The sequence below is a fragment of the Bacillus sp. Root920 genome (genome assembly GCF_001429445.1).
GTDB classification, from domain to species: domain Bacteria; phylum Bacillota; class Bacilli; order Bacillales; family Bacillaceae; genus Bacillus; species Bacillus safensis.
Genome location: NZ_LMJV01000001.1, coordinates 1,419,747 through 1,446,474, shown reverse-complemented (window position 1 = coordinate 1,446,474; position 26,728 = coordinate 1,419,747). Strand labels below are relative to the sequence as shown.

The 26,728-nt window shown below is 38.5% G+C and carries 27 protein-coding genes, 1 tRNA gene and 1 pseudogene; 10 read left to right on the top strand and 19 right to left on the bottom strand.

Going from position 1 to position 26,728, the window contains the following annotated elements:
* Window positions 1–23: 23 nt before the first annotated feature.
* A complete protein-coding gene (locus tag ASE42_RS07005) occupies window positions 24–1,496 on the top strand; it encodes an FAD-dependent oxidoreductase (RefSeq protein ID WP_056766223.1) in 1,473 nt (490 codons plus the stop codon).
* A 35-nt stretch (window positions 1,497–1,531) separates the two neighbouring features.
* On the opposite strand, the gene hag (ASE42_RS07000) is transcribed toward ASE42_RS07005, so the two are convergent.
* The 5 genes from hag (ASE42_RS07000) to ASE42_RS06980 all read right to left on the bottom strand — a co-directional run bounded on the left by hag (ASE42_RS07000) (window position 1,532) and on the right by ASE42_RS06980 (window position 7,405).
* Window positions 1,532–2,431, bottom strand: a complete 900-nt coding sequence (gene hag / locus ASE42_RS07000; protein ID WP_034623420.1) for a flagellin Hag — start codon at window positions 2,429–2,431, stop codon at window positions 1,532–1,534.
* Between the two features lie 288 nt (window positions 2,432–2,719).
* A complete protein-coding gene (hag, locus tag ASE42_RS06995) occupies window positions 2,720–3,583 on the bottom strand; it encodes a flagellin Hag (protein WP_056766221.1) in 864 nt (287 codons plus the stop codon).
* Window positions 3,584–3,813: 230 nt separating this feature from the next.
* Complete coding sequence (locus ASE42_RS06990; RefSeq protein ID WP_056766218.1) at window positions 3,814–5,337, bottom strand: kelch repeat-containing protein; 1,524 nt, start codon at window positions 5,335–5,337, stop codon at window positions 3,814–3,816.
* Between the two features lie 102 nt (window positions 5,338–5,439).
* Window positions 5,440–6,621 (bottom strand): alanine racemase, encoded by a 1,182-nt coding sequence (gene alr, locus ASE42_RS06985; protein ID WP_056766216.1) that lies wholly within the window; start codon window positions 6,619–6,621, stop codon window positions 5,440–5,442.
* A 172-nt stretch (window positions 6,622–6,793) separates the two neighbouring features.
* Window positions 6,794–7,405, bottom strand: a complete 612-nt coding sequence (locus ASE42_RS06980) for a GlsB/YeaQ/YmgE family stress response membrane protein (RefSeq protein WP_056766214.1) — start codon at window positions 7,403–7,405, stop codon at window positions 6,794–6,796.
* A 140-nt stretch (window positions 7,406–7,545) separates the two neighbouring features.
* Here ASE42_RS06980 and ASE42_RS06975 point away from each other — a divergent pair, with 140 nt between their 5' ends.
* Window positions 7,546–7,893 carry a hypothetical protein gene (locus tag ASE42_RS06975; RefSeq protein ID WP_087975684.1) on the top strand — a complete coding sequence of 116 codons (348 nt, stop codon included), beginning with the start codon at window positions 7,546–7,548 and terminating at the stop codon, window positions 7,891–7,893.
* A gap of 55 nt (window positions 7,894–7,948) precedes the next feature.
* On the opposite strand, the gene ASE42_RS06970 is transcribed toward ASE42_RS06975, so the two are convergent.
* The 4 genes from ASE42_RS06970 to ASE42_RS06955 all read right to left on the bottom strand — a co-directional run bounded on the left by ASE42_RS06970 (window position 7,949) and on the right by ASE42_RS06955 (window position 11,659).
* Window positions 7,949–8,407 (bottom strand): GyrI-like domain-containing protein, encoded by a 459-nt coding sequence (locus ASE42_RS06970; protein ID WP_056766212.1) that lies wholly within the window; start codon window positions 8,405–8,407, stop codon window positions 7,949–7,951.
* Window positions 8,408–8,777: 370 nt separating this feature from the next.
* A complete protein-coding gene (locus ASE42_RS06965) occupies window positions 8,778–9,911 on the bottom strand; it encodes a Rap family tetratricopeptide repeat protein (RefSeq protein ID WP_056766209.1) in 1,134 nt (377 codons plus the stop codon).
* 129 nt (window positions 9,912–10,040) lie between these two features.
* Complete coding sequence (locus tag ASE42_RS06960) at window positions 10,041–10,460, bottom strand: GNAT family N-acetyltransferase (protein ID WP_034621724.1); 420 nt, start codon at window positions 10,458–10,460, stop codon at window positions 10,041–10,043.
* A gap of 41 nt (window positions 10,461–10,501) precedes the next feature.
* A complete protein-coding gene (locus ASE42_RS06955; RefSeq protein ID WP_056766207.1) occupies window positions 10,502–11,659 on the bottom strand; it encodes a CynX/NimT family MFS transporter in 1,158 nt (385 codons plus the stop codon).
* A 127-nt stretch (window positions 11,660–11,786) separates the two neighbouring features.
* Between ASE42_RS06955 and ASE42_RS06950 the strand changes: the two genes are divergently transcribed.
* Both ASE42_RS06950 and ASE42_RS06945 read left to right on the top strand, forming a co-directional pair.
* Window positions 11,787–12,677 carry a LysR family transcriptional regulator gene (locus ASE42_RS06950; RefSeq protein ID WP_056766205.1) on the top strand — a complete coding sequence of 297 codons (891 nt, stop codon included), beginning with the start codon at window positions 11,787–11,789 and terminating at the stop codon, window positions 12,675–12,677.
* Window positions 12,678–12,693: 16 nt separating this feature from the next.
* Complete coding sequence (locus ASE42_RS06945) at window positions 12,694–13,257, top strand: GNAT family N-acetyltransferase (RefSeq protein ID WP_056766204.1); 564 nt, start codon at window positions 12,694–12,696, stop codon at window positions 13,255–13,257.
* 4 nt (window positions 13,258–13,261) lie between these two features.
* Here ASE42_RS06945 and ASE42_RS06940 read toward each other — a convergent pair whose 3' ends face one another.
* The gene (locus ASE42_RS06940) at window positions 13,262–13,786 is read right to left on the bottom strand and encodes a DinB family protein (protein WP_024426757.1); all 525 of its coding nucleotides are present in this window, start codon (window positions 13,784–13,786) and stop codon (window positions 13,262–13,264) included.
* 202 nt (window positions 13,787–13,988) lie between these two features.
* Entirely contained in the window at window positions 13,989–14,885 is an 897-nt protein-coding gene (locus tag ASE42_RS06935) for a macrolide 2'-phosphotransferase (RefSeq protein WP_056766202.1), read from the bottom strand.
* 541 nt (window positions 14,886–15,426) lie between these two features.
* Between ASE42_RS06935 and ASE42_RS06930 the strand changes: the two genes are divergently transcribed.
* Window positions 15,427–15,675, top strand: coding sequence for a DUF2651 family protein (locus ASE42_RS06930; RefSeq protein WP_056766201.1), 249 nt, complete (start codon window positions 15,427–15,429; stop codon window positions 15,673–15,675).
* A 44-nt stretch (window positions 15,676–15,719) separates the two neighbouring features.
* Here ASE42_RS06930 and ASE42_RS06925 read toward each other — a convergent pair whose 3' ends face one another.
* The 5 genes and pseudogenes from ASE42_RS06925 to ASE42_RS06905 all read right to left on the bottom strand — a co-directional run bounded on the left by ASE42_RS06925 (window position 15,720) and on the right by ASE42_RS06905 (window position 19,749).
* Window positions 15,720–16,547 (bottom strand): SMI1/KNR4 family protein, encoded by an 828-nt coding sequence (locus ASE42_RS06925; protein WP_056766199.1) that lies wholly within the window; start codon window positions 16,545–16,547, stop codon window positions 15,720–15,722.
* Between the two features lie 108 nt (window positions 16,548–16,655).
* A complete protein-coding gene (locus tag ASE42_RS06920; protein ID WP_025093434.1) occupies window positions 16,656–16,832 on the bottom strand; it encodes a hypothetical protein in 177 nt (58 codons plus the stop codon).
* A complete protein-coding gene (locus ASE42_RS06915; RefSeq protein ID WP_056766197.1) occupies window positions 16,822–17,940 on the bottom strand; it encodes a Rap family tetratricopeptide repeat protein in 1,119 nt (372 codons plus the stop codon). Before ASE42_RS06915 ends, ASE42_RS06920 begins: the two co-directional genes overlap by 11 nt.
* A gap of 206 nt (window positions 17,941–18,146) precedes the next feature.
* On the bottom strand, window positions 18,147–18,809 hold the full coding sequence (gene catA / locus ASE42_RS06910) for a type A chloramphenicol O-acetyltransferase (RefSeq protein ID WP_056766195.1): 663 nt from the start codon (window positions 18,807–18,809) through the stop codon (window positions 18,147–18,149).
* Between the two features lie 111 nt (window positions 18,810–18,920).
* Window positions 18,921–19,749: pseudogene (locus ASE42_RS06905) on the bottom strand (sialate O-acetylesterase).
* A gap of 257 nt (window positions 19,750–20,006) precedes the next feature.
* Between ASE42_RS06905 and ASE42_RS06900 the strand changes: the two are divergent.
* The 5 genes from ASE42_RS06900 to ASE42_RS06880 all read left to right on the top strand — a co-directional run bounded on the left by ASE42_RS06900 (window position 20,007) and on the right by ASE42_RS06880 (window position 24,142).
* A complete protein-coding gene (locus ASE42_RS06900; RefSeq protein WP_056766193.1) occupies window positions 20,007–20,453 on the top strand; it encodes a MarR family winged helix-turn-helix transcriptional regulator in 447 nt (148 codons plus the stop codon).
* 32 nt (window positions 20,454–20,485) lie between these two features.
* On the top strand, window positions 20,486–21,430 hold the full coding sequence (locus ASE42_RS06895; RefSeq protein ID WP_056766191.1) for an acetyl-CoA carboxylase carboxyltransferase subunit alpha: 945 nt from the start codon (window positions 20,486–20,488) through the stop codon (window positions 21,428–21,430).
* A gap of 657 nt (window positions 21,431–22,087) precedes the next feature.
* Window positions 22,088–22,906, top strand: a complete 819-nt coding sequence (locus tag ASE42_RS06890; protein WP_056766189.1) for an oxidoreductase — start codon at window positions 22,088–22,090, stop codon at window positions 22,904–22,906.
* Window positions 22,907–22,979: 73 nt separating this feature from the next.
* Window positions 22,980–23,642: a TetR/AcrR family transcriptional regulator gene (locus tag ASE42_RS06885; protein WP_056766188.1), complete on the top strand. Its 663-nt coding sequence runs from the start codon at window positions 22,980–22,982 to the stop codon at window positions 23,640–23,642.
* A gap of 23 nt (window positions 23,643–23,665) precedes the next feature.
* A complete protein-coding gene (locus ASE42_RS06880) occupies window positions 23,666–24,142 on the top strand; it encodes a hypothetical protein (protein ID WP_056766186.1) in 477 nt (158 codons plus the stop codon).
* Window positions 24,143–24,203: 61 nt separating this feature from the next.
* Here ASE42_RS06880 and ASE42_RS06875 read toward each other — a convergent pair.
* The 3 genes from ASE42_RS06875 to ASE42_RS06865 all read right to left on the bottom strand — a co-directional run bounded on the left by ASE42_RS06875 (window position 24,204) and on the right by ASE42_RS06865 (window position 26,702).
* Window positions 24,204–24,276 (bottom strand) — tRNA-Val (locus ASE42_RS06875).
* 132 nt (window positions 24,277–24,408) lie between these two features.
* The gene (gene metC / locus ASE42_RS06870) at window positions 24,409–25,587 is read right to left on the bottom strand and encodes a cystathionine beta-lyase (RefSeq protein ID WP_056766183.1); all 1,179 of its coding nucleotides are present in this window, start codon (window positions 25,585–25,587) and stop codon (window positions 24,409–24,411) included.
* Window positions 25,584–26,702: a methionine biosynthesis PLP-dependent protein gene (locus ASE42_RS06865; RefSeq protein WP_056766182.1), complete on the bottom strand. Its 1,119-nt coding sequence runs from the start codon at window positions 26,700–26,702 to the stop codon at window positions 25,584–25,586. Before ASE42_RS06865 ends, metC begins: the two co-directional genes overlap by 4 nt.
* Window positions 26,703–26,728 lie beyond the last annotated feature (26 nt).

The following is a 26,728-nucleotide window of genomic DNA, read 5'->3' as shown; positions in this document are numbered from 1 at the left end:
TGTATTCATTGGAGGCGCATGTTGTGAAACAACCCATGAAATATGAGCGGGCAATCGTCATTGGCGGAGGTATCACCGGGATGCTCGCTGCAAAAGTTTTATCAACATATTATCATCAAGTCTTAATTATTGAAAAGGATGAACTGCCAGACTCTCCTGAGAATCGTCTCGGCACTCCTCAAGCCTTTCATCCACATAGAATGCTGCCACTTGGCAAGCAAATCGTTGAACGTCTATTTCCTGGTTATACAAAAGAGTTACTGGTAATGGGCGGATTTAATACCATGCATCAAACCTCTCGATTTATCACAAAAGATGGCGAGTTAACGCTCACTGATACAGAAGAAACCGCCGTTACAAGACGCGCGATGCTAGAGTGGGTGCTGATGCAAAGAATGGTAAAAGAGGAACATGTGCAGTTTTTAGAAAAACATGAAGCTATCTCCCTTCAGTTTAAAGAGGGAACAAATCAGGTCATGGGGCTCATCGTGAAGAACCGGCAAGTAAAACCTGGCAGCCTTCATGAAATGAAAGCAGACTTAGTGATCGATACGTCTGGAAGAATGTCTAAGTTGCCAAAATGGTTGAAAGACGCTGGATTAACCTTGCCACAGACTGATGAGTTAAGTGTGTTTCTAGGCTACAGCACAAGATATTATCAAATACCATCAGGTGCGCCACCCCTGCAATCAATGGTTGTAGTTGGCCAGCCAGACAAGCAAATCCCAACAGGGCTGTTTGAACGGGTAGATCATGATTTAGTAGCTGTGCTTCTTTCTGCAGCTGGCGGTTCACATTATCCCACAACGGATGCAGATCAATTTGATTCAGAAACCGCTGCACTGACCCATCCAGCGATAGCAGAAGCCATCACCCATTTAACGCCCTTTACAAAACCAAAAGGATTTAGAGTTCCTTCTTGCGTGAGACATCACTATGAACACATGCAGGATTGGCCAAGTGGATTATTGGTGATGGGCGATGCCTTGTGTACGTTAGATCCCATTCATGGGCAGGGCATGACAAAGGCAGCCCTCGAAGCACAAACACTTCACCGTATGCTCAAACACGCACAAAAAAATGAGTGGCTGTCTTTTGAAAAGGACACATTACAACAAATGCAGCAAGCGAGTGAACTTGGCTGGTGGCTTTGTGCAATTGCTGATATGGCGTGGGACGGTGTCGAGTTAAAAGGAGAAACAACCATCCCCCACTTGACGTTCGTACAGGAATTTTTAAATCGCTACGTACAATACGCCATTGTCACAAAACAGCCTAAACAACTTGAAGCGTATCACCGGATGCATTCTTTTTTAACAGAACCGAGAGAAATCATCAACTTAGAACAGCTGAACGACATGATTCAAGCTGACACCTCAGGAGAAACCGCCGAATGGTGGAAGCAATGGGATCAAAAGAACGATGAAGGCAACCGAGCTTTTTTCCATGAAGCGGTTCCTGATTTTCGTCTAGAGCACTTGCTGTCATTCGATTGAAACAAAAAAAAGCCCCTTTAAAGGGGGCTTTTTCATTAACGTAATAATTGAAGTACGTTTTGCGGCTGCTGGTTTGCTTGCGCTAACATTGCTTGAGATGCTTGAGAAAGAATGTTGTTCTTTGTGAACTCACTCATTTCTTTCGCCATGTCAACGTCACGAATACGAGACTCAGCAGCTGTTAAGTTTTCAGCAGAAGCACCAAGGTTATTGATTGTGTGCTCTAGACGGTTTTGGACTGCACCAAGTTTAGAACGCTGATCTGAAACTTGTTTGATGGCTCCATCAATAATTGCTAATTGGTCGTTAAATCCACCTTCTTCATCTGCTGCAATTTCGGCGAAATCAGTTACTTTAATAGTAGAAACTGTTTTATCCTCAACTCCAAGTTTATCAGCAGACATTGCTTCAATATGAACTGATAGTTGCTGCGCACCGTTAGCTCCAATTTGGAAAGTAAGTTTTTTCGCTTCTCCACCTTCTGGCTCAGCAGCAAAAGTGCCGTCAAGAAGTTTCTTTCCGTTGAATTCAGTACGGTCAGAAATACCGTTCTTATCTGTACCGTTACCAATTTCTTGAACTAATGCATCAATTTCTTCTTGAATCGCACCTAAATCTGTATCATCCTGAGTACCTGTGTTTCCAGCTTGAACCACTAGTTCACGAACACGTTGAAGGATTGAGTGAGTTTCAGTCAATGCTCCCTCAGCTGTTTGAATAAGAGAAATACCGTCTTGTGCATTTTTCGTCGCCATTTCTAATCCGCGGATTTGTCCACGCATTTTTTCAGAGATTGCTAGACCTGCTGCGTCATCTCCTGCACGGTTGATTTTAAGACCAGAAGAAAGCTTCTCCATGTTCTTTTGCCCTGCTCCATTGTTTGCAGACAAACGGTTCAGTGTGTTAAGTGCTGCGATATTGTGGTTAATTCTCATGTTAAATGACCTCCGTGTGTTTGAACCAATTGGACGTCCTTATCCAAAAGTTCTAAATTAGAATTTTTTTGTAAGCCTTACAATCCATTTATCGAACTTTAATGGAATATGTTTAACAAAAAAGGAATAAATAAGAAAAAAGTCTCATTCACTATGATCGTTTCGCTAGAGTATGCCAAATTTAAAGGTCATTTTTCATGATTTATCAGAGGGATTTAAGAATCATAAGACTGGAGGAAATTCGAAGAAAAAACAACATAAAAAAAAGCCCCATCAAGGGGCCTTTCATTAACGTAGTAATTGAAGTACGTTTTGTGGTTGTTGGTTCGCTTGTGCAAGCATTGCTTGAGACGCTTGAGAAAGAATGTTGTTCTTAGTGAACTCACTCATTTCTTTCGCCATGTCAACGTCACGGATACGAGACTCAGCAGCTGTTAAGTTTTCAGAAGATGCACCAAGGTTGTTGATTGTGTGCTCTAGACGGTTTTGGACTGCACCAAGTTTAGCACGTTGAGATGAAACTAGGTTAATTGCAGCATCCACACCATCAAGTTGATTATCAAAAGATGTAGTAGCAAAATCAGTTACATCAATATCGCTAATTTTTACAGTAGCACTACCTAAATCAGCAGCTTTCATACTATCAATGTTTACACTTAATTGTTGACCAGAATTTGCGCCAATTTGGAATGTAAGTTTATCAGTAGCAAAAGTACCATCTAAAAGGTTTTTACCGTTAAATTGAGTACGGTCAGCAATCCCTTTACTACCTGCTTCTCCACCTACTTCTTCAACAAGTGCTTTGATTTCTTCTTGGATTGCTTTAAGATCTGTAGCAGCATCTTGTGTACCAGTGTTTCCAGCTTGTACAACTAGTTCACGAACACGTTGAAGGATTGAATGAGTTTCAGTCAATGCACCTTCAGCTGTTTGGATAAGAGAGATACCGTCTTGTGCGTTTTTAGAAGCCATTTCTAATCCGCGGATTTGTCCACGCATTTTTTCAGAGATTGCAAGACCTGCTGCGTCATCTCCTGCACGGTTGATTTTAAGACCAGAAGAAAGTTTCTCCATGTTCTTTTGGCTCGCACCGTTGTTTGCAGACAAACGGTTTAATGTGTTAAGCGCTGCGATATTGTGGTTAATTCTCATTTCCTATTACCTCCATGTATGTGGGACCTAACAGACGTCCTTGTCTGAAAAAAGTCCTTTATTCTAGGGCTTATCAACCCTGACAATTCTATTATCGGATTTGTTTATAGGATGTTTAGCAGATTTTTTAAAAAATATCTTATTTTTTCATGACGTTGATCCTAATTTTAACAATTTTATCAAAATAAAAGCTGCTGATCTCTTATCAGCAGCTTTACAATTTATGAATTTCAGTATTGCTTGATATCAAACATTAAGATATTTTGGTACACGACATAATCCTTCTTACTTGTGAAAGGACCTTTATTGTGTTCATCATTGATTTCATAGAAGTTCATACCAATTCCAAAGCTTCTTTCTTTATACCAGTTAAGAAAATCGTTGATTTCTTTCATTGAAAGCAAATAATCCTTTTGAAGCCCATTTATCATCGTAATTGAAAGTATACCTTTTGTTGCTTCTTCACCAGGTTTTGTCCCGTCCTGATCTTTCGGTTCTTCCGTGGATCCATCACCAGGTTTTGTTCCATCTTGATCTTTCGGTTCTTCCGTGGATCCATCACCAGGTTTTGTTCCATCTTGATCTTTCGGTTCTTCCGTGGATCCATCACCAGGTTTTGTTCCGTCCTGATCTTTCGGTTCTTCCGTAGACCCATCAACAGGTTTTGTTCCGTCCTGATCTTTTGGTTCTTCTGTTGCATCTTCATCTGGCTTTGCTTCATCTTCAGTTATTTGCAAGTCACTTAATGGAATAGAAATCACTGATTTGTAATCACTTTTTGCAGAAAAATTCCCCATATAATATGAATAGTTACGTCCGCCAATGACATACAATTGATCATCAACTATTGCGGCGACAGCTGATACTCTACCTTCTGGTAAATCATACGCTGAATTTTTAAATTGACCATCTTTCGGATTGAAAATTTGAACTTTATTCAGCATTTCACTTGAACGATCACCAGTCCGCTGTCCACCAATAACGAAGAATTTCTCATTATATGTTTCGTAGGCTGGTTCAAATACATATGAAGTTAAGTCACTATCTTTTAATTTACTCCATTTATCTGTTGTAATATCATACTGGAACAAAGATCTTTCTCTACTATGCCCAATCGAATTTTCTCCACCTGCAACATATATTTTGCCGTCAATTGCAGAAATGGCTCTCCCATTTCGAGATGGTAAAGCCGATGAGTCCAAGCTCTTCCATTCACCAGTGGCAGTATTGAATTGATAGACATTATTTTTATAAGAGTTTTTTGAAGAGACAATATATATATTCTCTTTCACTGCAACTGCGTACAAAGTTCCCTTGCTATAAGCTGAAAATACAGGATCTCTTGGAATTTGAATCGGTTCTTCAGCCCACTGATCAAGTTCTGCATCATAAATATCAATCGTATTATAAGCTACTTTAGTATCTTCGTTAATCCCGCCTATTAAATAGATTTTTTTACCTACAGTAGCATATGTTCCACCTGTTCTATATCTTGGCATACTTGCTTTCTCTTCCCACACATCTTTCTTAGGGTCATACATAAAAGTTTGGTTGTTTAATTTATTTTTTTCACTTGCTCCACCAAACACATAGATCTTTCCATCAACAACTCCCACACCAGCATTAATACGTTCTTCTGGTAAATCAGCTCGTTTCGTCCATCCAGTTGAATTTTGAGCTGCATTCGCTTTGAATGGACTAATGGTACTTATTAAAAGAAGTACCAAGATAAATAGTAAAAACCTTTTTTTCATTTTTTCTTCCTCCAGTTCATGACATTCCCTCCTTTTATCGTCCTTGTTTTTACTTTTTTTATCATTAAAGGTTATTATTGATCCATTTTCTTGATGAAATCCTCACACATACATCACCGGTGTCGATATTTTAATAATCTTTCCGCCGCGACGATAAAACCTTGGGACGCGGCGGCTTAAGGTGGCAATGACTTCGTAGTTGATCGTATTGAGCATTTCGGCGATTTCATCGACAGAAATTTCTCCGCCCTTTTGACGACCATATATGACGACTTCTTCGCCTTGCTTTGCTTTCATTTCTCCTAAACTGATCATGGTCATATCCATTGTGACGCGGCCAGCAATCGGCATTCGTTTTCCTCGGAAAAGCATGAATCCTCGATTGGATAAAGCACGTGAGTACCCATCTGCATAACCTATTGGTATGGTTGCTATCACTTCATCAGGTTTTGCTACATAGGTTGCCCCATAGCTGACGGTTCTTGGCTTTGTCACCATTTCCTTCACGAACGCAATCCTTGCTTTTAAACTGAGAGCGGGCTCTAGCTGAACAGCATCTAAACTCTCAATGTATTGCGAAGGGTACAGTCCATATAGCCCGATGCCGAGCCGAATCATATCTGCGCTAAATTCAGGAAACGCGATAGCAGCCGCTGTATTGTTCATATGTACTGTGGGCAGTGTAATGCCTTGTTTTTTTAAGAAACGAAGAAAATCAATAAAAATGCTGTGCTGCAGCAGTGTGAAATCAGGGTCAGGCTCATCCGCAGTGGAGAAATGCGTAAATATTCCATCCCACCTCAGGTTTTCACTCTTTTCAAGCGCCTCTACCACCTCTAACAGCTCTTCCTTTGTCCGTACACCTAATCGTCCCATCCCTGTGTCAACATTGATATGAATCCCAAGGCGATGCTGACTTTCTTCTTCCGCTAAGATCTCATTTGCTTGAACAATCCAGTCTTCTCGAAGGCCGGATAGGTCAATTCTCCAGGCTGCAGCCCTTTTCACACAGTCGAGCGGGGTAAATCCAAGGACCAGAATCGGTGCTTCAATTTTTGCTCTCCGCAATACAATGCCTTCTTCCAAGCTGGCAACCGCAAGCTCTGTCGCACCGCTTTCTAGTGCCTGCCGCGCTACTTCAACTGAACCGTGTCCATAAGCATTCGCCTTTACGACAGCCATGATCTTACTTTTCCTTGGAATATGCGCTTGAATGGCTTCAATATTTCTTTTAATCGCGTCAAGATTGACCTCGATCCAGACTTCCCTGCAAAGCTTTTGCATGTATGTTTCCTCCAGTCATTTCGATATCAATGTTCGTTTTCGTGTCTAGTCTATCTTTATTCATTTTTGAGAAAAACATTCAACCGCAATGATTGAACCAGCCTTGTCTTGATTGACATAAAAAAAGAAACCACCTCAAATGGTGATTTCTTCTTTATGAACAGGCATTTCATTAATCCGCAGATTTCATCATTGAATCAATTTCATGATAAATCTCTTCCAGATTTTCTCGTTCAGTCAAATATTCGGCAGTGCTCTTACGAACAGGCACATCAAATGTCAGAAAGGTGAGCGTGATCGTTGATGATTCCTGATCATTCATAGTTAATCTCAATTCAAGTGTCGAGATCTCTTCATTATTATCAATCTCAACAGATTGTTCAATCGGCACACCATCTTCTAACATGTCAACTTGTTTCAACTCTTTCAAGGAAAGCTCAGTGACTTCAAACCTGAATTTTCGAGATGAGCCGCCAGGTTGGTGTGTAATAAAGCGCATTACCTTTCGCTCATCATCAATCGCAAAGCCTTTATCAACATTTTGTGAAAAAAGGTATGTGGAAGCCTGAAAACCGTCTTCTTGAAAAAGCATCATCATTTTATCTAATAATATGTTTGGATCATTCTTTTCTTTTTGTCTTTGCAGCCTACCCGCTATCCATAAAATGACCATTGCACCGATGATGCTAAAAACCGTTCCCAGCCCATTACCTACATCTACGAAAATAGTAAAGCCTAAAATAGCAACAATAAAAGCGATTACAATGCCTATGATGAATATCACTCCATGCTCCTCCTGTCATGACCCTCATTGTTATTTTGGTTTAATCAAGTATAGCATCTGGATTTTGATCGAAAAAAAATCTACTATAGACTAAACAGATACTATATTCATTTCGCTTTTAAATAGAAAGGATTTTTATGATGAACCTCTACACGACAGACGAAATCATTGATGCTCTTTTTAAAGCCTGGTCCTCTCAATCTAGTTCAAAATGGAGTAAAGACAACCCGGCCAATGGACAATGCGGTGTCACTTCTTTAGTCGTCCATGATCTTTTAGGCGGAAAAATAAACAAAACCGCATTACCCAACGGATGGCACTTTTACAACGTAGTGAATGGAACAAGAATCGACTTTACTTCTTCACAATTCTCTGAGGAAATCGTTTATATGGATGTACCTTCAAATCGAGAAGAAGCATTTGAAGATACGAATGAGGATCAATACCGATATTTAAAGGAACGAGTCCTAAAATATTTAAACATATAATACTCATGAAAACAGACCATATGAGGTCTGTTTTCATTGCAGTTTGATAAAATGTTTAAAAGATAGGCAGTAAGAATTCACACACCTTATCTTCGCCTTCTTCTTCTTTATATCTCTCCATTATAGGTGCCTGACGCATGTTTAATCGATTGTTTTGGATCATTTGAGGCAATTGTCTCCAAAACAAATTCACTTTTTCAGTTGTATGTGTCACCGTAAACACAGCATACTTTCCTCCTTCAAAATGGCCAGTCTGAACCATTTGATCTTTTGTGAAATCTCTATTTGTCATAAGCATGAGGTCGTATCTGCATTTTTCTGATGGAATTTTTCCAGGATCATCTTGAGGAACACCATATATACCATATTCCTTTAATTCATCATTTAATTGATGTTGCTTGATCCATTTTTTAAATCTCTTCATCATCTCAAAATTCTCTTTGCTGCCATATGATCCGATATTTCTCATATACGCCATTTTCATATTCGTTAACATTTCAATTTTGTAATTCATGATTTCCCTCCAACTCGTATTGGAAGACTGGCCAATCATTCCTTACAAACAACGGTAACATCCTTTAAAATAGAATGCAGTAGGATATTAAAAATAATGTGATGTATGATGAAAAATACATATTTTTCAAGATTTGAATCTTTAAAACAAAAAAGAACGGACAACGGCCGCTCCCTTTCTATTACGATTCATTTTTTTAAGGCTTAGCACATTGAAAACCAAAAAAGCCATTATAAAGGCTCTTTTAGTTTAAGCAAAATAACCGATACTAGATGTATGTCCTCTTTGGGCTTCATTATGGATATCGTTTGACGAAACATAGCTAAAAGCACCTAACACACTGACAATTATAAATACGGTTGCTACTGACTTAAATTTCATAAAGACAGTCTCCCCTTTTAATTTGGTGTTGGAAATATAGAATCTTCTCGTAAAATTCGTTTGAGCGTTCTATATCTCCTGCTTTATTATAATGCTTCGCTGCATCTTTCGCTAAATCTTCAAGATTTGCAAAAAAAGACTTTGATTCCAAATAAGCCATTGACTCTGTTATACGATTCACATTGTTATCTATATATAGTGATTTCAACATAATGAATGTATTTATAAAAATATCATCCTTTAATTTTTCAGCTAACTCGATCCCATAGTTTAATGCATATAAACCTAAATCACTCTGATTATCTTTAAAGTATGATTTTGTCAACATGACCAGCGGATCAAGGATTTTGCTTAAATGCTCATATCCCTGTTCTTTAAACGAATGAATAGATTCATTAAAATATTTAATTGCCATTGAAAGGTTATTGTTATGAAAATAACTCAACCCTAAATTATAGAGTGCTGATCCTTTTAATCGTTTTGTTGAGTTGTCGGCGGCTTTTTCTAGTGCGTGTTGAAAATGGGGTATTGCTTTTTCGGGGCAGCCCATATCTATATAGTTTAATCCGATGACAAAAGAACATTGTATTTCTCTTACTGTGTATGTATCTTTTTCTCGATAACATTGTATCGCCTGTGCGATATGGTGCATGGACATGTGGGTTTGTTTCATGTGGTAATAGATTTCAGCCATCTTGTAATTGAACTCGGCCCGTTCAATATCGTCGCTGACAAGAGACAGCTTTTTTTCTGCCCGTTTATAGAAGGTAATCGCATTTAGGTATTCATAGTTTTCAAATTCATACATGCCGTAGAAAAAATTGAAGTAATACTCGAGTAATCCTGTTAATTTCTCTTGGTCCCTTTTGATCTTCATTGCGAGCTCCTTGAAGTTGGCCCGCTCTTTCCCATTTTCTAAAGGATTCAAGTAATCAAGCATTAATTTATGTCTGAACTCCATGAGTGAGAAATACAATAATAAATCTTGATTTTCTTCCATATGATCAAGCATTGATTTGATTTCCTCTTTATATGCTTCGGCGTCCGGTACGTTAAATCTTTGAATATGATAATACCATTCATTGATTTTCAAACCGACGTGAGAAGAAAGCAATTTCTCCATCAGCCCTTACCCCTTCCTCTATTTTCCCTATAATGACATATATTATCATTTTATGAACCATTCGACACCGAAAAGAAACCGCAAAAAGGCCCTATAAAGGGCCCTGTGAATGATAAGATAAAAAGACTTCTATTCATAAATAAGCACCCAGTATTCCGCCCCAGGTTCTCCTTCTTCTACAACAGCCTTCCACCCTCTTTTTTGATAAAAAGATAAAGCTTTGTGATTTTCGGAGACACATTTGAGGGTGACCGGTGTTCCCAAAACTTTTATCGCTTGTTTGAGCAGCAGATCGCCTGCCCCTTGACCAGCAGCTTCAGGATGTACAAACAAGAGATGAATAAAACGATCTGGTACATATAGAGAAATGAATCCAAGGATTTTATTGTTCTCCTCAGCTAAGAAAATTTGCTCTTCCTGCGTATCTTGATCAAAATCTTGCAGATTGAGGTCTCCTGGATTGAGCCAGTGAAAGCTCTGGCGCCTTGATTCTAAATAGATTTGCCTTAATTGTGGATAATCGATCGTTTTTGCTTCTCGAATGAGCAATAGAATTCCCCCGTTTTTATTGAAATGTGAAGCAGCATTATTTAACTCGACACTTCTCCTGCTTTTCTACCAAGTTTCATTGATAACTGAACGCCAATCATCAGCATGACGATGACAAGCATTGCCACAATGGAAGCATAAAAATGTCCACTTAGATCGAAAACCAAGCCAATGAAAAACGGACCGAATCCACCCACGATGTACCCGCCCATCTGCGACATCGCGGACCAGGTTCCGGCTTCCTCTGGAGTATTCGTCTCCATAATCGGGAGCATAAGCGCTAAAGGAAATAATCCACCTGCACCCATACCTAGGAAAATGACGGCTGGCAAGATCGGCATTGGCAGAAGAAGAAAGATAAGTCCAATGAGTTCTGACAGACTGCATAAGATGAGAAATAATTTCGGTTTTCCTAATCGAGTAACGACCGCTGGAACGAGTAGTGCCACCGGAATCTGAATGAGTGTAAATATGGTCAAGAGCATGGCAGCATATTGCGGACTGTTTCCGAAACTAAGAGCAATCGGTGAAATCCATGCCGTCAAAGAATAAAACATACTGGACATAAAGCCAAAGAACAAGGTGAATTGTATGGCCTTTTTGTTTCTCAACGGCAATTTTAACGGCAAAGTTACATGATCACTCTGCTCATTTTTGCGAACTAAACCGACCCATAGAATAAGTGCAATCACTCCTAGAATAGCCCAGCAGGACAACGCAAATGGAAGATGATGCTGGCTACGAAGATAAATTGGAATGGTGAAGCCGGAAGCGAGCGCTGCACCTATCGTCATCGAAATTGAATACACACTGACAATACCAGGATTTCTCGGGAAATATTTTTTAATAAAACTAGACAATAAAGGACCCGCAAAGCTAATCCCTACCCCTCCTGCAAACGCAGTCATGAGCAGGATAGCAACCGATTGGCTTGTACCACGCAGTGCGGTGGCAATCGTGATAAGAAGAATCGAGAAAAACAGCGTTCTCTCTAAACCAAACCGCCGGCTGAGTATCGTCGCAACAGGAGCAAATATTCCCATACAAAGAACAGGCAAAGTGGTCAAAAGACTTGCTGTCAGTGCGTTTACGCCAAGCTCTGATTGGATCATGCTCATCATGGAAGCCACGGAAGTAATGATCGGACGTAAGTTTAATGCCGCTAAAAATAAAGCGGCTAAATAATATATTTTTTTCATCAATACCCTTCTTTCTCTCTCATCTTGTTAAGGTTACTTTGAGTATAAATCTGCTGCATTCATTGATCAATACAATAATTCGTATTATGATGATAGGAGAAAACTATCATTTACGAAAGGAAGATATATGGATACCCGGCATATTACCTATTTTATGGCTGTATTCAATCATTTGCATTTTACAAAGGCTGCTGAGCAGCTAGGCATATCACAGCCTACACTTAGCCAGCAAATTCGACTGCTTGAAGCAGAAGTTGGGATGCCGCTCTTTGATCGTATCGGAAAAAAAGTCGTTGCTACCGAAGCTGGTTCGCTGCTTTATCAATATGGCATGAAAATGCTTCAAGCTGAAAGAGATGCAAAAAATGCGATGAAAGAACTATTATCAGAAAAACGAGGAACCGTTCGTCTCGCAGTACTCCCATCCGATCTTGATTTTCAGCTGGTTCCACTTTTTGTAGAATTTAAAACCCTTTACCCCGAAACCAATCTGAAGGCATATTCAAATATCTTCGTTCGTGAAGAAGTCCTTTCGCATAAAGTGGATCTCGGCATCGGGCTGCGAGGGCCTGCGGATAAGCGTCTCGTTCAAATTCCACTTGGTAGTGAGCCTTACGAATTATTTGTTCATTCAGAAAGTGATTTGGCCCAAAAGAGTGAAGTGACTTTAGAAGAGCTGACTCAGCATGCGTTGGTCATGTATCCGAAGGGATATCTAGGAAGGGATTTAGTTGAAGACGTATGTAAAGAACAGGGTGTTGAACTGGACACTGCCATGGAGGTTGGGTCTGCATCTTCGCTATTGCAGCTGGTTGAAGCGGGAATCGGCGCAACCATTCAGCCAAGAGGATTACTAAAACAACATTCGACGTGGCCAAATATTGTTTCGATTCCTATTGCTGAGCCAGCACCTGTCCGTCACTTGGAATTAATTTATTATGCAGATCGATTTGTCAGCAAAGCACAACAGCAGCTATCTGAATGGCTGATAGACTTTTTCAAATCAAGAACAAACTAAAAAGTGAGGTAAACACATGAAGAATGAAAACAGCATATTTACAAGAACAAACCGGGTTGTTATTCGCCAATTTGACAGGCAGGATATTGAAGCATTTTATCAATACCGAGCAAATCCTTCTATTGCAAAATTTCAATCTTGGGAAAACTACACATACGAAGATGCTGAATCATTTGTTCAACATCAAATGACACAAAAACCTAATCAACCGGGGACGTGGTTTCAATACGCTATTGCCTTATCTGACTCCAATCAGCTGATAGGAGATTGCGCCATTCATACGCTTGACAGTGAGCCAAGAATTGTTGAAATAGGTTTTACACTCGCGCCTGAATACCAAGGAATGGGCTATATTCATGAAGCTCTCAGTTCAATCTTCGAATATATTTTTATGACACTGAACAAACATAAAATCATTGCCTTTACAGATGTGCGCAACGAAAAATCCATTCGAGTGCTGGAACGTTTAGAAATGAGACGCGAAGGACATTTGCTGCAAAATTATATGTCTAAGGGACATTGGGTTGATGAATATCAATATGCCATGCTTCAATCTGAGTGGGCCGCTAAGCACCATTAAACAATTATTTTTTATTCAAAATTCCTAAATAAGCGCTCCATGGACCCACATCGGCTCGATATCGTTCCGCCATGACCCGAACAATCTGGGACATATGTGTGAAGTCATGGACAACCCACGCAGAAAGTAATTCGCTCACTTGCACGACCCCAAACTCCGGATGAACGCCCTTTTTCTCTAAATCAAGGCCTGAATGTGTCATACGCTGAATGTATGCCACATTCCCCATCCGCACATGATGAAACTCAGATAGTACTTGTTCTATCTCTCTTTCAGAATGGTTCAAATGGGAGTAGCGGTCAAACGCAGGAAATGGTGTATTCTCTCCATCAGCAAGAATCACATTTAATCGAGGAATCCAATTGAATTTCTCTGCTTCAATCAAATGTTCAATGACTTCAACTGGATTCCACGTCCCCTCCCCTTCACGGCTGTGAAGCCAATCCTTCGATAAACCCGACAAAAGACTTTCTAACGTGTGAGGAGTTCGACTCAACATATCCAAAGCTTCATTTAAATTGAAATTCATGTGGTTGCTCCTTTATCAGTTTTTCTTTATTTTAATGGATTTTGGATAGATTGTAACTCATACCTCAAGACAGATAAAGGTGCTTATGCCTTTTATTTTCTTTGACTATGGATCATTTGATCGATCAACTCAAACAGTTTTTTCATGAATTAGATTAAAAAAAGCCCTTTTCAGGGGCTTTTTTTGGATTCATTCTGATTGATTAACTTTCGTTTGCCAACATGTATGCTGCAGTTTCATGCATATCTTTCAATCCTGATCTCTGTGCATACTCGGCCACAGTGATCGCACTTGTAGTCAGAAGTTCTATTATATGTTCATCCATTCCTGGCCAAGTTCTCCCGCCTGCTTTTTCATACGCATGGATAAGTTTTGTTAACCCTTCTTTCCCAAAGAGAAGTTGATGCGACAAAAAGTCTACAGATACATCACCAATCCCCACTTCAGTCCAATCAATCACACCCGTCACACATTGATTTTCATCAATCAGAATGTGGCCAGGATGTAAATCTCCATGCTTCACCCCCACGAAAGGCGGCCATAAAGAATCTTTATCAAGCCATGCTTGCCAGCGCTCCCATAAACCGCTGTTAAAGGTGTATTGCGATTTGACACGTTCCATTCGCTGTTTCATTGATGCTCTTAATTCATGAGCACGGAGCATCTCCACACCGATCGTTTTAAATGGCTGTTGATCTAACGAATGTACATTCGCTAGAACTCTTCCTAATGATTCGTAATAGGCTTGCGGTACATTCGTTTGGTCAAAACTCCACACATACGATTGCTTCTCCACATCAATACTAGCCGCCGGTACCCCCTCTAATTGTTTATAAGCAATCAGACTTTCTGTAAAGATAGACCACTTAGGGACCTGAAAGTGAACCTGCTTACTCATATGATCTAATGTCTTTTTTTCTTGTAAGGTATGTTTCATTGATTCAGGTCTGCGAGGCACTCTTAATATCCATTGATCACCATGTAAATCTTCGACATGTGCGACACGGAAATCAACACCTGATTCATTTATTTTCATGGTATTCTCTAAAATCTCTAATCCGTGATGTTTGGCTAACTGCTTTAATTCCAGTCTATTCATATCCATTCCTCCAATTGCTCATTTAGTCATGATCAATAGGCATCAAGAATATCATCACAAAAAACCACAAACAGACTACTTTTTTTGGTCAGAGTAAACAAAGCTAGACTTATACCTTTCTTTGTATTATAAAAACATACAAAAAAAGACAGAACAATTATCTGCCTGTCTTCTAGTAAATTTGCATACTTTCCCGCTGAAGATCATTAAAAATGTGCAGACTACCCCGTTTACTCCGTTTGATGAAAACAGAGCCTTTGAACATATGAAATTACTGATTGTTCAAAGTTTGCTGGCGTAATCTTCCTGCATGCATCATCTTTAACCATCCTCCTCTTTGTTATATAAAGTTACTATACTTTATTTAAATATGCCTTTCAATAACATTACAAAAAGAAGAATTTAAAATCATCAGACACATCATTAAATTACATAAAGTGAAATAATTGGATTTTCCTTGTTATGATATGGTTATTGATTCTTTTGTCTAATAAATTTATTAAACTCAAATGTAGCTAGGTCATTTAAAGGGAGAATTGATATGACTCATTTAGAATTCGCATTCGGCTTGCTTCCAGTCAGTATGATCATCGCTTCTTTTATCGTCACATTGATTGTACAAAAGGTTTATTTCATGCCAGTTGTGAGCTTTATCATTTTGCTCATCCTGATATTTACACTTTTTAATATCTCCTTCTTAGGGTGGTCAGTTGTTTACACTTTAGGCTCATTCATTGCTTCATATATAGCATTATTCATCATGAAAACCTTAAATAAAAAGAGGTCTTAAACTACATTTTTAAAAGCCCTTTGAGGGCTTTTATTCTTTCACTATCATTTTTTCACTGGATGAATGTCTTCTCCCAAAAGAACGGTAAGAGACTCTCCACTCTTTTCTAGAAACTCAGCAATTTCTTGCAGCTCTTTATTGATACGGTCATTCCTTGGCATATCTGGATTTAACAAAAGAATGGAGTGAACAGTCGTGGCTGCTTCGTACAAGACATTTTGATCTTTTATCTGTTTGATGCATTTTTTCATTCGATCGAAAAACCATTCAATCTCTTCAATGTCTTCCATCAGATAATGTGCCATTTTAAAGAGATTTTGCTGACGAAGGTCTCCTCTCTCAAATATGAGTTCAAGCTCTTCTCTACTTATATATAATTCAGAAGATTCATCATCAATCTCTACTACCTCGACCATCGCGTCTTCAGCTGTATATAACTGCTCAATAAAATCATCGAAAGTATCCGCCAGCTTAAAATCGACTCCCATTTCTAAATCAAAATAGTGAATAGGCGGGTGTTCCTTCGTTTTTCGATAATCCATTGCGATCCATGTATCTTCCTCTCCGCTGATGATCACAAGTCCCTCCGGCAGCTCCAATTCATCACTTAACTGGGAACTATTCATGATGCCATCATCTTTGGCGATTCCTCTTAGATGGTCAAATTGAACATGATCCTCAGCCCATGAATTCGGTTGTTCCGTTGGAAACGCATTACGAACTGTAAAGCCACCATTCCATTCTAAGATGAGCTTTTTATATGTATCAGGTAAAGCGACACCAAGTCTTCCCTCTGCTTCACGAATTTTTTCCTTTTCTATCTTTTCTAACGTGAAAGGACTCGCTTCTTCTTTCTCCCAAAAAGGTTTCAAAGTGGATGCCTCCCTATATCTATTGAGATAAGTATAACATTGACCAACTATTCATTTGCCATTCTACTTCATAAAAAAACAGACTATTAAAGTCTGTTTTAATCTTGTCTATACGTTTTCAGAGGTTGTATTTCGATCAATGATAGTCGTATTTCGATTTGATTTTTGTTGTTCCTCCATTGTTGTATTCCGAATTGATTTTGTTTCAATGATTTTCAAAATTTCTGCTGTTGAAACACTTAACAATACAATGGATACAATGACTAGTAATTTTTTAATAATCATACAGACACTCTCCTTTTTGAATATCATTTTGAGCTTTAAGAGCCTTTCTGTAATATTCGGCAGCTTTTTCAAAGTCCCCTTTTTTTTCAGAAGATAATCCTATACTTTGAGCAAATGCCTCGACATAGACATATAGTTGCTTTTCCTCAAAATAATCTAGCACTTCTTGAATGGCTTTCTCATTAGCATTTATATAAATCGCTTTTAAAGCTTTAAATAACATCAAACACAACGAATCATTTCTCTCTAAGGAGCACTTAAGACCATCTTCTACGAGTGGAGCGGCTTCATCATGTTGACTAGACTTATACAACGACCAACTTAAACTAAATAGGGTGATTGGTTTTATATCAATACTTCGTGGTGTAATAATGTCTAAAACTTCTCTGTAGCGTATGATTGCTTCAGTGTACTTTTGTTGTCGATCATATGTATTCGCTATGTTCAATAGAATTTTAGCAATTAACATATTATCGGCGAGCTCTTCTGCTATAGAAAAAGCTGTATTTAGATGCTCTAATGACTTGTCATATCGCTTGAAATCATCATAATTTCCTGCAATAACAATCAAGCTTTGTATTTGGCGAACTTTATATTGTTCATGCTGCTTATAGATGTCTAAGGCCTTTATAATATGATGCATAGAAACATGAGTTTGTTTCATAATATAGTAGGCTTCAGCCACCTTGAAGTGAAACTCCGCTTGCTCAATATCATCGACAACCAATGCCAGCTGCCTTTCAGCGATCTTATAATATTGAATAGCCTGTATGTATTCTTTCTTACTAAACTCATACATTCCTCTAAAAAAAGCATTATAGTATTGCAGCATACCAGAAAGTTGATGATTTGAGTTTTCAATTTTATCAACCAAATCAGAAACAGAAGGCGATCGTTTTTCTGAAGGTTTAATATAATCGAGCATAAGCTGATGTCGAAAACACATTAATTGATAATAAATGAGCAGGTCTTGATCCTCTTCCATTCGCTCAATTTCTCGTTCGACTTCAGCTTTCAAAATCTCTGCATCAGGTACACTGAATTGCCGAATCATTTTATACCATTCATTTATTTTCACACCTACATGTGAAGAAAGAACTTTCTCCATCCCTTATTCCCCTTCCACCGAACTCTCTTATATGACATTTATTATCACATACAAGAATTTACAAAGCACCGAAAAGAAACCGCAAAAAGAACAAATATAGCCTCAGTAAACCTTTGGAACATTTTCATTCTCATCACAAAACAAAAAGGCAGACTCATTTCGGTCTGCCTTCATCTTCTAGATTTCCATGAGCATACCTTTTGTCTTCAGGTAATTGGCATTGAATCATTTAACCACTCGTCACAATGTTCAATAAGCCACCTCAAATATTCCACATATTGACCGACGTGATAGCCATCACAAACAGCATGATGTACTTGAATCGCAACGGGCAAAATGATTTTCCCTTCTTCCACTTTAAATTTGCCTATCGTAAATATTGGCAGTAAATAAATCTCTTTTGTAGATACATTAAGGTTAAAAGAAGTAAAATCAATCCAAGGCAGGCTTGAAATATTGAACATGTTCTCTGGCATATGAGGTTTCGGAAATAGGTTGCTGCTTTTGCTAAATGTTTCAATGTCGGCTACACAGCTTTTATAAAACTGAGCAAAGTTTTCGTCATAAGGCGTCCAAATACTTGAAAATGTCTTTGTTTCTTTATTTAGAATCGTATAACTAGAGTGGAGAAGATCCCAGTGACCAAGTTCATCGTTCACTAGATCCATCCGAAACTCCGGTATTTTTTGCACAGCCCTTGCTAACAAATAAATTTGCACAGGATATACTTTTAGATTTTTTTCTTTTAATATTGCATGTAATTTCGTAATGTCTAGATCGATCACTAGGCTATATGAGCATCGGGTTACCTTCGTATAATGATGGAAGTGTTCTTTTCTCGGATAATTTTCATCTATTTGTTTAAACATTTTTATCTCCTCCTGAATGTAATTTCTTGTATTCAGGAGGAGACTTTATCTGTTTTCACCAACACAATCATCCTTTCAAGATATATATTATGTTTCAGTCTATCACTTAGCCTACGATAAAACCTTCAGCAACTCTTCGTAAGTCATCTTGCCCAACGTGAACTTTTCTAGTGCTATATATGTTTTCTCCGCTGAGGTATTCATTCTATTATGACATTCATTCACTAACTCATATTCATTTGGTAATGGTTCATGTATATGTTCTTTTTTCGAAATGCTTCATAATATCTTATACCAAATATTCTCTGAGACATCGCATTGATGTGAATTCCGTCTGGGTTAGGTGCAAGGCCTTTTGCAGTAACATAATAACAATTTTCATGATGATGTGCATATTTTTGCAGTTCCTCATTGATCAGTTGATATTCCACACATCCTGCGCCAAATGCCACTTTTCCCAAGAAATCGCCCAAACCTCCTATTATAAGCGGAATGTTAGGTACGGATAATTCAGTTCTTAGTTCATTAAATAATCTTAGTGTTTTTTCATAATATTCTTTGTATTTCTTTTGTATTTCCCATCTTGGCTGTCACTTTCTCCTTGATGCCATAATATCCCGACCAATTCGCTACTTTCCTTTGCAAATTTAGCTTCACTTAATGCATGACGAAATAATGCTCCATCCAGCGACCACTCATCAATGGAACTGCCACCCTCTGCACCAATCTTCTCTCCTTCATGATCCTTACACCAAGACTCCGCAAAGGAAGCCGCTAGTCCTACGCCAGCTACCGGCCTATCAAAATGAATGGGCTCAGTCATCATTTGCCATCTACCATTTCGCAGCATCATGATTCTTTCATTATAAATCGGAGGTACCTCATGTTTAAAGCCGCGCCCTGCCATATTTGATTGTCCAATTAGTAAAAATGACTTCATATCTTTCTCCCCTCTCTTTATTTTTCATATTTGTCTATTTTTATTGAAAGAATAGTAAACAGAAATTACTTAGTGTAAGATCCTGATGCTTCTATCAATCAGGAGGATCGACTATGGATCAATCCACTTAAACCATTTCAACAAGAAGAAATATCTCGTCCATGTTGTCACATTGGCTTATGTTAAGTTTGTGAAAAAATCAAATTGATGTATAATACAATTGATGTATGATGCATGAATTGTAGGAGGGTGACCTTTTGAAAAGAGAAGATGCCTTAAAACTAAGAACAGATATTAAGAAAATGATTATATTAACTGGGGTTTTCGAATCTCAAAATTTGCCGAATGGACCATTTGAAAAACCTCTACCAACTTCTCAAATGATGGCGTTAGAGGAACTAGAGGTGGAAAAATTAACTGTTTGGCAACTATCCAATAAACTTAGATTAGAGACTTCAACTGTAAGTAGATTGGTAGATAAGTTAGTAAAAATGGGGCTTGTTTATCGTGAAGTAAATGAAAAAAATAGAAGAGAACTTTTTCTGCACCTCACAGAAAAAGGGCACATTACTGTTAATCGCTTAAGAGAACAATCCCTTACATTTTATCAACGTATCCTTAATAATTTATCAGAATCAGAACAAAAAATAGTTGTGGATGGTTTTGAATTATTTATTGATTCTATTTCTAAGTCTTTTGATTAGAGTGAGGTAAATCATAACCTTTGGAGGATAAAATGAGTTTGGATTTTGAACGTCCTATTATTGAACTAAAAGAGAAATTTGATGAATTAAAGAAAATGATGAAAGAAAATAATGTAGATTTATCGTCAGAAATTCATTTATTAGAAAAACGTTTAAATAAAATGCAAGATGAAATTTATTCTAATCTTACAGCTTTTCAACGAGTTCAAATTGCAAGACTACGTAACCGGCCCACGACATTGGATTATATACCTTTATTGTTTACAAACTTTTTCGAACTTCATGGTGATCGATTATATGGTGATGATAAAGCAATGATAGGTGGTATTGCAAAATTTAAAGGAATGCCCGTTACGGTTATTGGTCATCAAAGAGGTAGAAGTACAAAGGAAAATATAGAAAGAAATTTTGGAATGGCTCATCCAGAAGGATATAGAAAAGCGCTAAGACTTATGAAACAAGCTGATAAATTTAATCGCCCTATTATTACATTTATTGATACAATAGGTGCCTATCCAGGGAAAGGGTCTGAAGAACGTGGAATTTCTGAAGCGATAGCTCGAAATCTATTTGAAATGGCTACGCTTAAAGTGCCAATTGTTTGTATTGTAATTGGAGAGGCATCAAGTGGTGGAGCTCTTGGCATTAGTGTCGGTAACCATATCCATATGTTAGAGTATTCATGGTACTCGGTCATTTCGCCAGAAGGAGCAGCATCTATCCTATGGAAGGATGCTAAGTATGCTCCAGAAGCTGCTGAACATATGAAAATTTCAGCAAAAGATTTAAAACAGTTAGGAATTATTGATGAAATCATTCCTGAAATAAAAGGTGGAGCACAAAATGATATAAAATCACAGGCGAAAATGATTGAATCTGTCATCGAATCATCTCTAAAACAATTGATACCATTATCCTCGGAAGAGCTTATACAACAGCGATATGAAAAGTATAGACAAATAGAGAATTATAAATGAAAATATTATTACATTTAGGAGGATTCTCGCAAAAAATACTAAATATTTTGTAAGAATCCTCTTAAACTGGATATGCTGATACTATTAAAAGATGTGTGATTAGTATGGAAAGGAAAATTTGTTCAACGGATTATCTTCCATCAATACTTTGAAACGTCGTTATCCCCCTACGAGATGGCAGGCCAAGCCGTCATATATCCCTATACTTTGTTTCTGGTTCTTTTATTGTCTAGTGACTCTTTCACATCAAAATTACCTATTTCAACAACCACGATTCAAAATGGTCGCACTCCTTAAATACTATTCAAAAAAGAGCTGGACATGCTAGTGCTAAAACACCCTCAGATAGGATTACTCTACCTTTTTTAAGGAAGAATCATTAACATTTGCATCAGCATTCTGCTCTTCAATAATTTTGACCTCCTTCTCATTTCCACAAAGATACTGCTACATAAATTTTTCTCGCTTCATAAAGAAAACTATTTTAATTACACACCAAAAAATCATAACTTTATAAAATTTTTCAGAGAACACATAAAATCAAACAAATTATAAAACATATTAATATTTTTCCTTTACAATTGACTTAAAGTCAATTATAATTGACCACAAGTCATCAATAAGTGACCTTCGGTCAAAAACAAGGAGGAATGACAAATGAGTAAAAAAGTTGCTCTTATCACAGGTGCATCAGCAGGTATTGGAAAGTCCACAGCAATTGAATTAAATAAGAAAGGTTTCATTGTTTATGGTGCTGCTCGTCGAAAAGAAATGATGGAAGACCTCATCTCTCAAGGAATTAGCACCATTTCTCTTGATGTCACTGATGAAGAGTCTATGGTAAACTGTGTACGTGAGATTTTGGACAAAGAAGGAAGAATTGATGTGCTTGTCAATAATGCGGGCTACGGCTCATATGGTGCAGTGGAAGATGTATCTATGGAAGAAGCTCGAAGACAAGTAGAAGTGAACTTGTTTGGACTTGCCAGAATGACACAGCTTGTTCTGCCTAGTATGAGAAAAAACAATTATGGAAAGATCGTCAATATTTCTTCTATGGGTGGTAAAGTGTGGACATCGTTTGGTGCATGGTATCACGCTACAAAATTTGCAGTTGAAGGTTTTTCTGATTGCTTACGATTAGAAGTTGAACCATTTGGTATTGATGTCATTGTTGTGGAACCTGGCGGTATTGCAACCGACTGGGGAGTCATTGCAGCAGAAAAACTTAGAACTGCTTCTACAAAAGGAGCTTATAAAGAAGCTGCCAACAAATCTGCAGACAACATGGTAAAGACTTATTCAGGAAGTAATTTAACAAAACCAGAAGTCATTGCAAATACAATTGTGAAAGCTGTCACTGTAACGAAACCTAAAACGCGCTATTTGGTTGGGTTTGGTGCTAAACCTATGGTGTTTATGAAGAATCTTCTTGGTGATCGTACGTTTGACAAGATCATTAAAAGATTCAGCTAATCACTTGCTTCCTTATATATCACTTTGTCTGACTCCAAATCAAGATTACCTTTGAAATGGAGGTTGAAACATAATGAAAAGAGCGATGACAGATGAAGCAAAGGCTCTAAGAGCTCAAGCGATTTTAGATAAAGCAGCAGAGCTTTTTGAGACAAACGAATATAACCAAATTAAAATGTCAGATATCGCCAAAGAAACGAAGCTGTCTAAAGGCATATTGTTTGTTTATTTCAAAACAAAAGAAGCTCTGTTCTTCCAGCTATTATGCCGGGAATATGTAAAGAGACTAGAGCGATTCATTGAAATTATTTCTGAAACACAAATTAAAAACCTTCAAGATATCAAACATCTTTTTCTGAAGGAACTGGAAGAAATCATTGATAAAAATCCTATGTACATCAGATTAGAAGCAATTCGAACTTCTGTGTTGGAAAGAAACGTAGACTCTGACACCATGCTTCAATCAAAAATGATGTTATTTGAAAAACTAACAGAAATGACAGACTTACTTTGTCAAAATGATGTGATCAATGAGGCGCAAGTGATGGATATTTTTCAAGCTGAAGCAGCAATTATCACAGGATGCAAACTCACTGCCACCTTACCTGATGAAGTCATTAATATTCTTGAAAATCATAATATGCAAGAATTCAAAAGGGATTTTAAAACAGATGTGATGAGTACAATGTCTTTTTATCTTGATGGTTATTTACAAACACTCGAGCCTCAAAAATAGTTATTTTTGAGGCTCATTCTTTATTGAAAGAAACTGAAAAATCACTTAAGCTATTAGGAAATTTAGAAGCATTAATAGTCACAAATAAAACGATCGCTGAAAAAATGGACCACATTAATCATGAATTTGCTAATAGTTTTAAAGACAACTTAGCTTCACAGATTGATATCGGTGCATCTGTAGAATTAGTTGCAGATAGTAGTAGAGAACATAAAATAACTAACAAACATATTGCACATAAAGCACTCCACTTCTCGAATATGATTGAAAACTCAAAACAATTAATTAACCAGATAAATCAAAAGGCAATTAGTGTGAGGGTGCTAAATGAAGAAGGCATCAAACATATTCAAACATTAGACTATTCGTTTAATAATAATATGATAGAAACTTCAAATCTTAAACAAGCTGTAGATGAATTAAAAATCAGAGCAGAGGAAATCAGTAAAATTATTGATGTTATCAAGGGAGTTGCCGAAATTCGTCCCCAATCAAAATAAACAGAACAAATATTCGTTGTCAAAAAAACAAAAAACCCTTGCTAAGCAAGGGTTTCAACGATGATTCCGACTGGGCTCGAACCAGCGACCTCTACCCTGTCAAGGTAGCGCTCTCCCAGCTGAGCTACGGAATCGGGTTATGTATCAGTTCTGGGCTTTCTGTTACTGACAGTCTCTATTATATAACCATCATATTAAGCCGTCAATGGTTTTGTTCAAAAAAGGTCAAAAAGCCGGCGGCTGTGCCGGCTTTTTTCTCTCCTTCTTTATGATTGGTTCACAAGGACGTGCTTTAGTTGATCGAGTGCTTGTTTGAAGTCGCGTTTGAGGTCTTCTCCGTTTTCAACTCCGACACTTAAACGAAGCAGCCCATCTGTAATCCCTCTTTTTTCTCTTTCTTCTTTTGGCATAGCCGCATGTGACATTTTAGCTGGATACGACAGAATGGATTCAACGGCGCCGAGGCTGACGGCGAATACAGGTAATGTGACGGCATCCACCAATTCTTTGACAGCCGCTTGGTTTTCTAGTTCAAATGAGAGAACGGCTCCTGCTCCGCTTGCTTGCTTGCGCTGAATGTGTGCCCCAGGATGATCGTCTAAGCCTGGATAGTATACTTTTTTCACCGCAGGATGTTCTTTTAGAAATGAAGCTAGTTCGAAAGCCGTTTGGCTGGCTTTTTCTAACCTCACCTGAAGGGTTTTTAACCCCCTTAACACAAGCCAGCAGTCCTGCACACCAAGGACCGCACCGAAGGAGTTTTGCAGCGAATAAAGTTCCTCTCCCAGCTTCTCATCTTTTACCACGGCTAAGCCTGACAGCACATCACTGTGGCCGCTTAAAAATTTCGTTGCGCTGTGCAGAACAACATCCACACCAAGGTCAAGCGGACGCTGAAGCGCAGGTGTTAAAAACGTATTATCTAAGAAAGTCAGACAGTCATGCTCTTTTGCAAGCTGGACAACACCTTCAATATCTGTAATCCCTAGTGTTGGATTTGACGGTGTTTCCATGTAAATGACCTTTGTATTCGATTGAATGCCTCTTTTGACTTCATTCAAATCGGTCATATCCACGAAGGTATGCTCAATTCCAAACCTTGAAAGAACTTGGGTGATCATTCGGAAAGTCCCGCCGTACACATCTCTTGTGACAAGGACGTGATCTCCCTTTGACAATAGAAGAAAAGCGGTTGAAATAGCAGCCATGCCTGATGCAAAGGCAAGCCCTCTCGTTCCACCTTCCAGCGCTGCAATCGTATCCTCTAATGCTTGACGTGTCGGAGTTCCCGATCTGGAGTAGTCATATTGGCCGAATTCATCGAAGCTGCTTTGATGAAATGTGGATGCATGCTGAATCGGTACACTGACTGCACCTGTTGAACGGTCTGTTTTAAACGCATTATGAACGAGTTGTGTTTCGAGTGTCCAATCGTGTGTGGTCATTTGGCGTGTACCTCCTCTTTTACTTGTGATAGTGCCTGTTTCAAGTCTGCTTTCAGATCATCTACATGCTCGATGCCAACAGAGAAACGGAGCAGCTTGTTACATACACCGTTTGCAATGCGAATCTCTTCTGGAATATCCATGTGCGTTTGTGTTGCAGGATACGTAATGAAGCTTTCGACTCCGCCAAGGCTTTCAGCAAAACAAATCGTTTTCAGCTGCTTCAAAAATGGATTGACCCAGTCCTCTTTGGCTACTCGGAATGACAGCATGCCTCCCTTTCCTGGATAAAGGACATCTTGAATTTCTGGCTGTTTCTCTAAAAACTGTGCCAGCTCCTTCGCATTTCCCTCGTGCTGGCGCATTCTAAGAGCCAGTGTTTTCATTCCTCTCATTAAAAGCCATGAGTCAAATGGTGATAGAACCGCTCCAATCGCGTTTTGATGCTGGAACATGTCTTCAGACAGCTGCTCTCCTTTTGTCACCACAAGCCCGGCAAGAACGTCATTATGTCCGCCTAAATATTTGGTTGCGCTATGAATGACAATGTCCGCTCCTAGCGTAATCGGCTTTTGCAAGACTGGTGTGTAAAAGGTGTTATCGACAATCACCAAAGCGCCATGCTCTTTGGCAATCTTCGCTATTTTTTGAATATCTGCTTCCTGCATCAGTGGATTTGTCGGTGTTTCAATAAAGACCGCTTTTGTGTTTGGCGTGATTTTAGAGCGTAAACAGTCTTCATCTGAAAAATCATCATAAAGAAAACGTAAGCCGTACTTTTTCCATTCGTTTTCAAACAAACGGTATGTACCGCCATATAGGTCTGATGAGACGATGAGTTCATCTCCGCTTTCAAATAGAGCCATGATCGTTTGGATTGCCGCCATTCCCGAACTGAAGGCAAAACCGGCCGTCCCTTCTTCGAGTGAAGCAATTGCATCCTCTACAAGCTGTCTTGTTGGGTTTTTCGTTCGAATGTAATCAAATCCTGTAGATTCCCCTATGCCTCTATGTCTATATGCTGTCGAAAGATAAACGGGAGGACTGACAGTGCCAGTCACCTCTTCGCTACGGTTTCCAATCTGCGCTAATTTCGTTTCCACATGTTCTGTCATTTGACACCATCCTAAGTAAAAATCTG

What these genes read in the sequence shown, in the direction of transcription:
- ASE42_RS06895 (WP_056766191.1), top strand. Translation starts at nt 20,486, where the DNA reads ATGAGTTTGGATTTTGAACGTCCTATTATTGAACTAAAAGAGAAATTT.
- ASE42_RS06935 (WP_056766202.1), bottom strand. Translation starts at nt 14,885, where the DNA reads ATGAATAGACTGGAATTAAAGCAGTTAGCCAAACATCACGGATTAGAG.
- ASE42_RS06970 (WP_056766212.1), bottom strand. Translation starts at nt 8,407, where the DNA reads ATGAATTACAAAATTGAAATGTTAACGAATATGAAAATGGCGTATATG.
- ASE42_RS06885 (WP_056766188.1), top strand. Translation starts at nt 22,980, where the DNA reads ATGAAAAGAGCGATGACAGATGAAGCAAAGGCTCTAAGAGCTCAAGCG.
- catA (WP_056766195.1), bottom strand. Translation starts at nt 18,809, where the DNA reads ATGTTTAAACAAATAGATGAAAATTATCCGAGAAAAGAACACTTCCAT.
- ASE42_RS06915 (WP_056766197.1), bottom strand. Translation starts at nt 17,940, where the DNA reads ATGGAGAAAGTTCTTTCTTCACATGTAGGTGTGAAAATAAATGAATGG.
- metC (WP_056766183.1), bottom strand. Translation starts at nt 25,587, where the DNA reads ATGACCACACACGATTGGACACTCGAAACACAACTCGTTCATAATGCG.
- ASE42_RS06945 (WP_056766204.1), top strand. Translation starts at nt 12,694, where the DNA reads ATGAAGAATGAAAACAGCATATTTACAAGAACAAACCGGGTTGTTATT.
- ASE42_RS06940 (WP_024426757.1), bottom strand. Translation starts at nt 13,786, where the DNA reads ATGAATTTCAATTTAAATGAAGCTTTGGATATGTTGAGTCGAACTCCT.
- ASE42_RS06975 (WP_087975684.1), top strand. Translation starts at nt 7,546, where the DNA reads ATGAACCTCTACACGACAGACGAAATCATTGATGCTCTTTTTAAAGCC.
- ASE42_RS06990 (WP_056766218.1), bottom strand. Translation starts at nt 5,337, where the DNA reads ATGAAAAAAAGGTTTTTACTATTTATCTTGGTACTTCTTTTAATAAGT.
- hag (WP_034623420.1), bottom strand. Translation starts at nt 2,431, where the DNA reads ATGAGAATTAACCACAATATCGCAGCACTTAACACACTGAACCGTTTG.
- ASE42_RS06965 (WP_056766209.1), bottom strand. Translation starts at nt 9,911, where the DNA reads ATGGAGAAATTGCTTTCTTCTCACGTCGGTTTGAAAATCAATGAATGG.
- ASE42_RS06920 (WP_025093434.1), bottom strand. Translation starts at nt 16,832, where the DNA reads ATGATTATTAAAAAATTACTAGTCATTGTATCCATTGTATTGTTAAGT.
- ASE42_RS06890 (WP_056766189.1), top strand. Translation starts at nt 22,088, where the DNA reads ATGAGTAAAAAAGTTGCTCTTATCACAGGTGCATCAGCAGGTATTGGA.
- hag (WP_056766221.1), bottom strand. Translation starts at nt 3,583, where the DNA reads ATGAGAATTAACCACAATATCGCAGCGCTTAACACATTAAACCGTTTG.
- alr (WP_056766216.1), bottom strand. Translation starts at nt 6,621, where the DNA reads ATGCAAAAGCTTTGCAGGGAAGTCTGGATCGAGGTCAATCTTGACGCG.
- ASE42_RS06930 (WP_056766201.1), top strand. Translation starts at nt 15,427, where the DNA reads ATGACTCATTTAGAATTCGCATTCGGCTTGCTTCCAGTCAGTATGATC.
- ASE42_RS06950 (WP_056766205.1), top strand. Translation starts at nt 11,787, where the DNA reads ATGGATACCCGGCATATTACCTATTTTATGGCTGTATTCAATCATTTG.
- ASE42_RS06955 (WP_056766207.1), bottom strand. Translation starts at nt 11,659, where the DNA reads ATGAAAAAAATATATTATTTAGCCGCTTTATTTTTAGCGGCATTAAAC.
- ASE42_RS06865 (WP_056766182.1), bottom strand. Translation starts at nt 26,702, where the DNA reads ATGACAGAACATGTGGAAACGAAATTAGCGCAGATTGGAAACCGTAGC.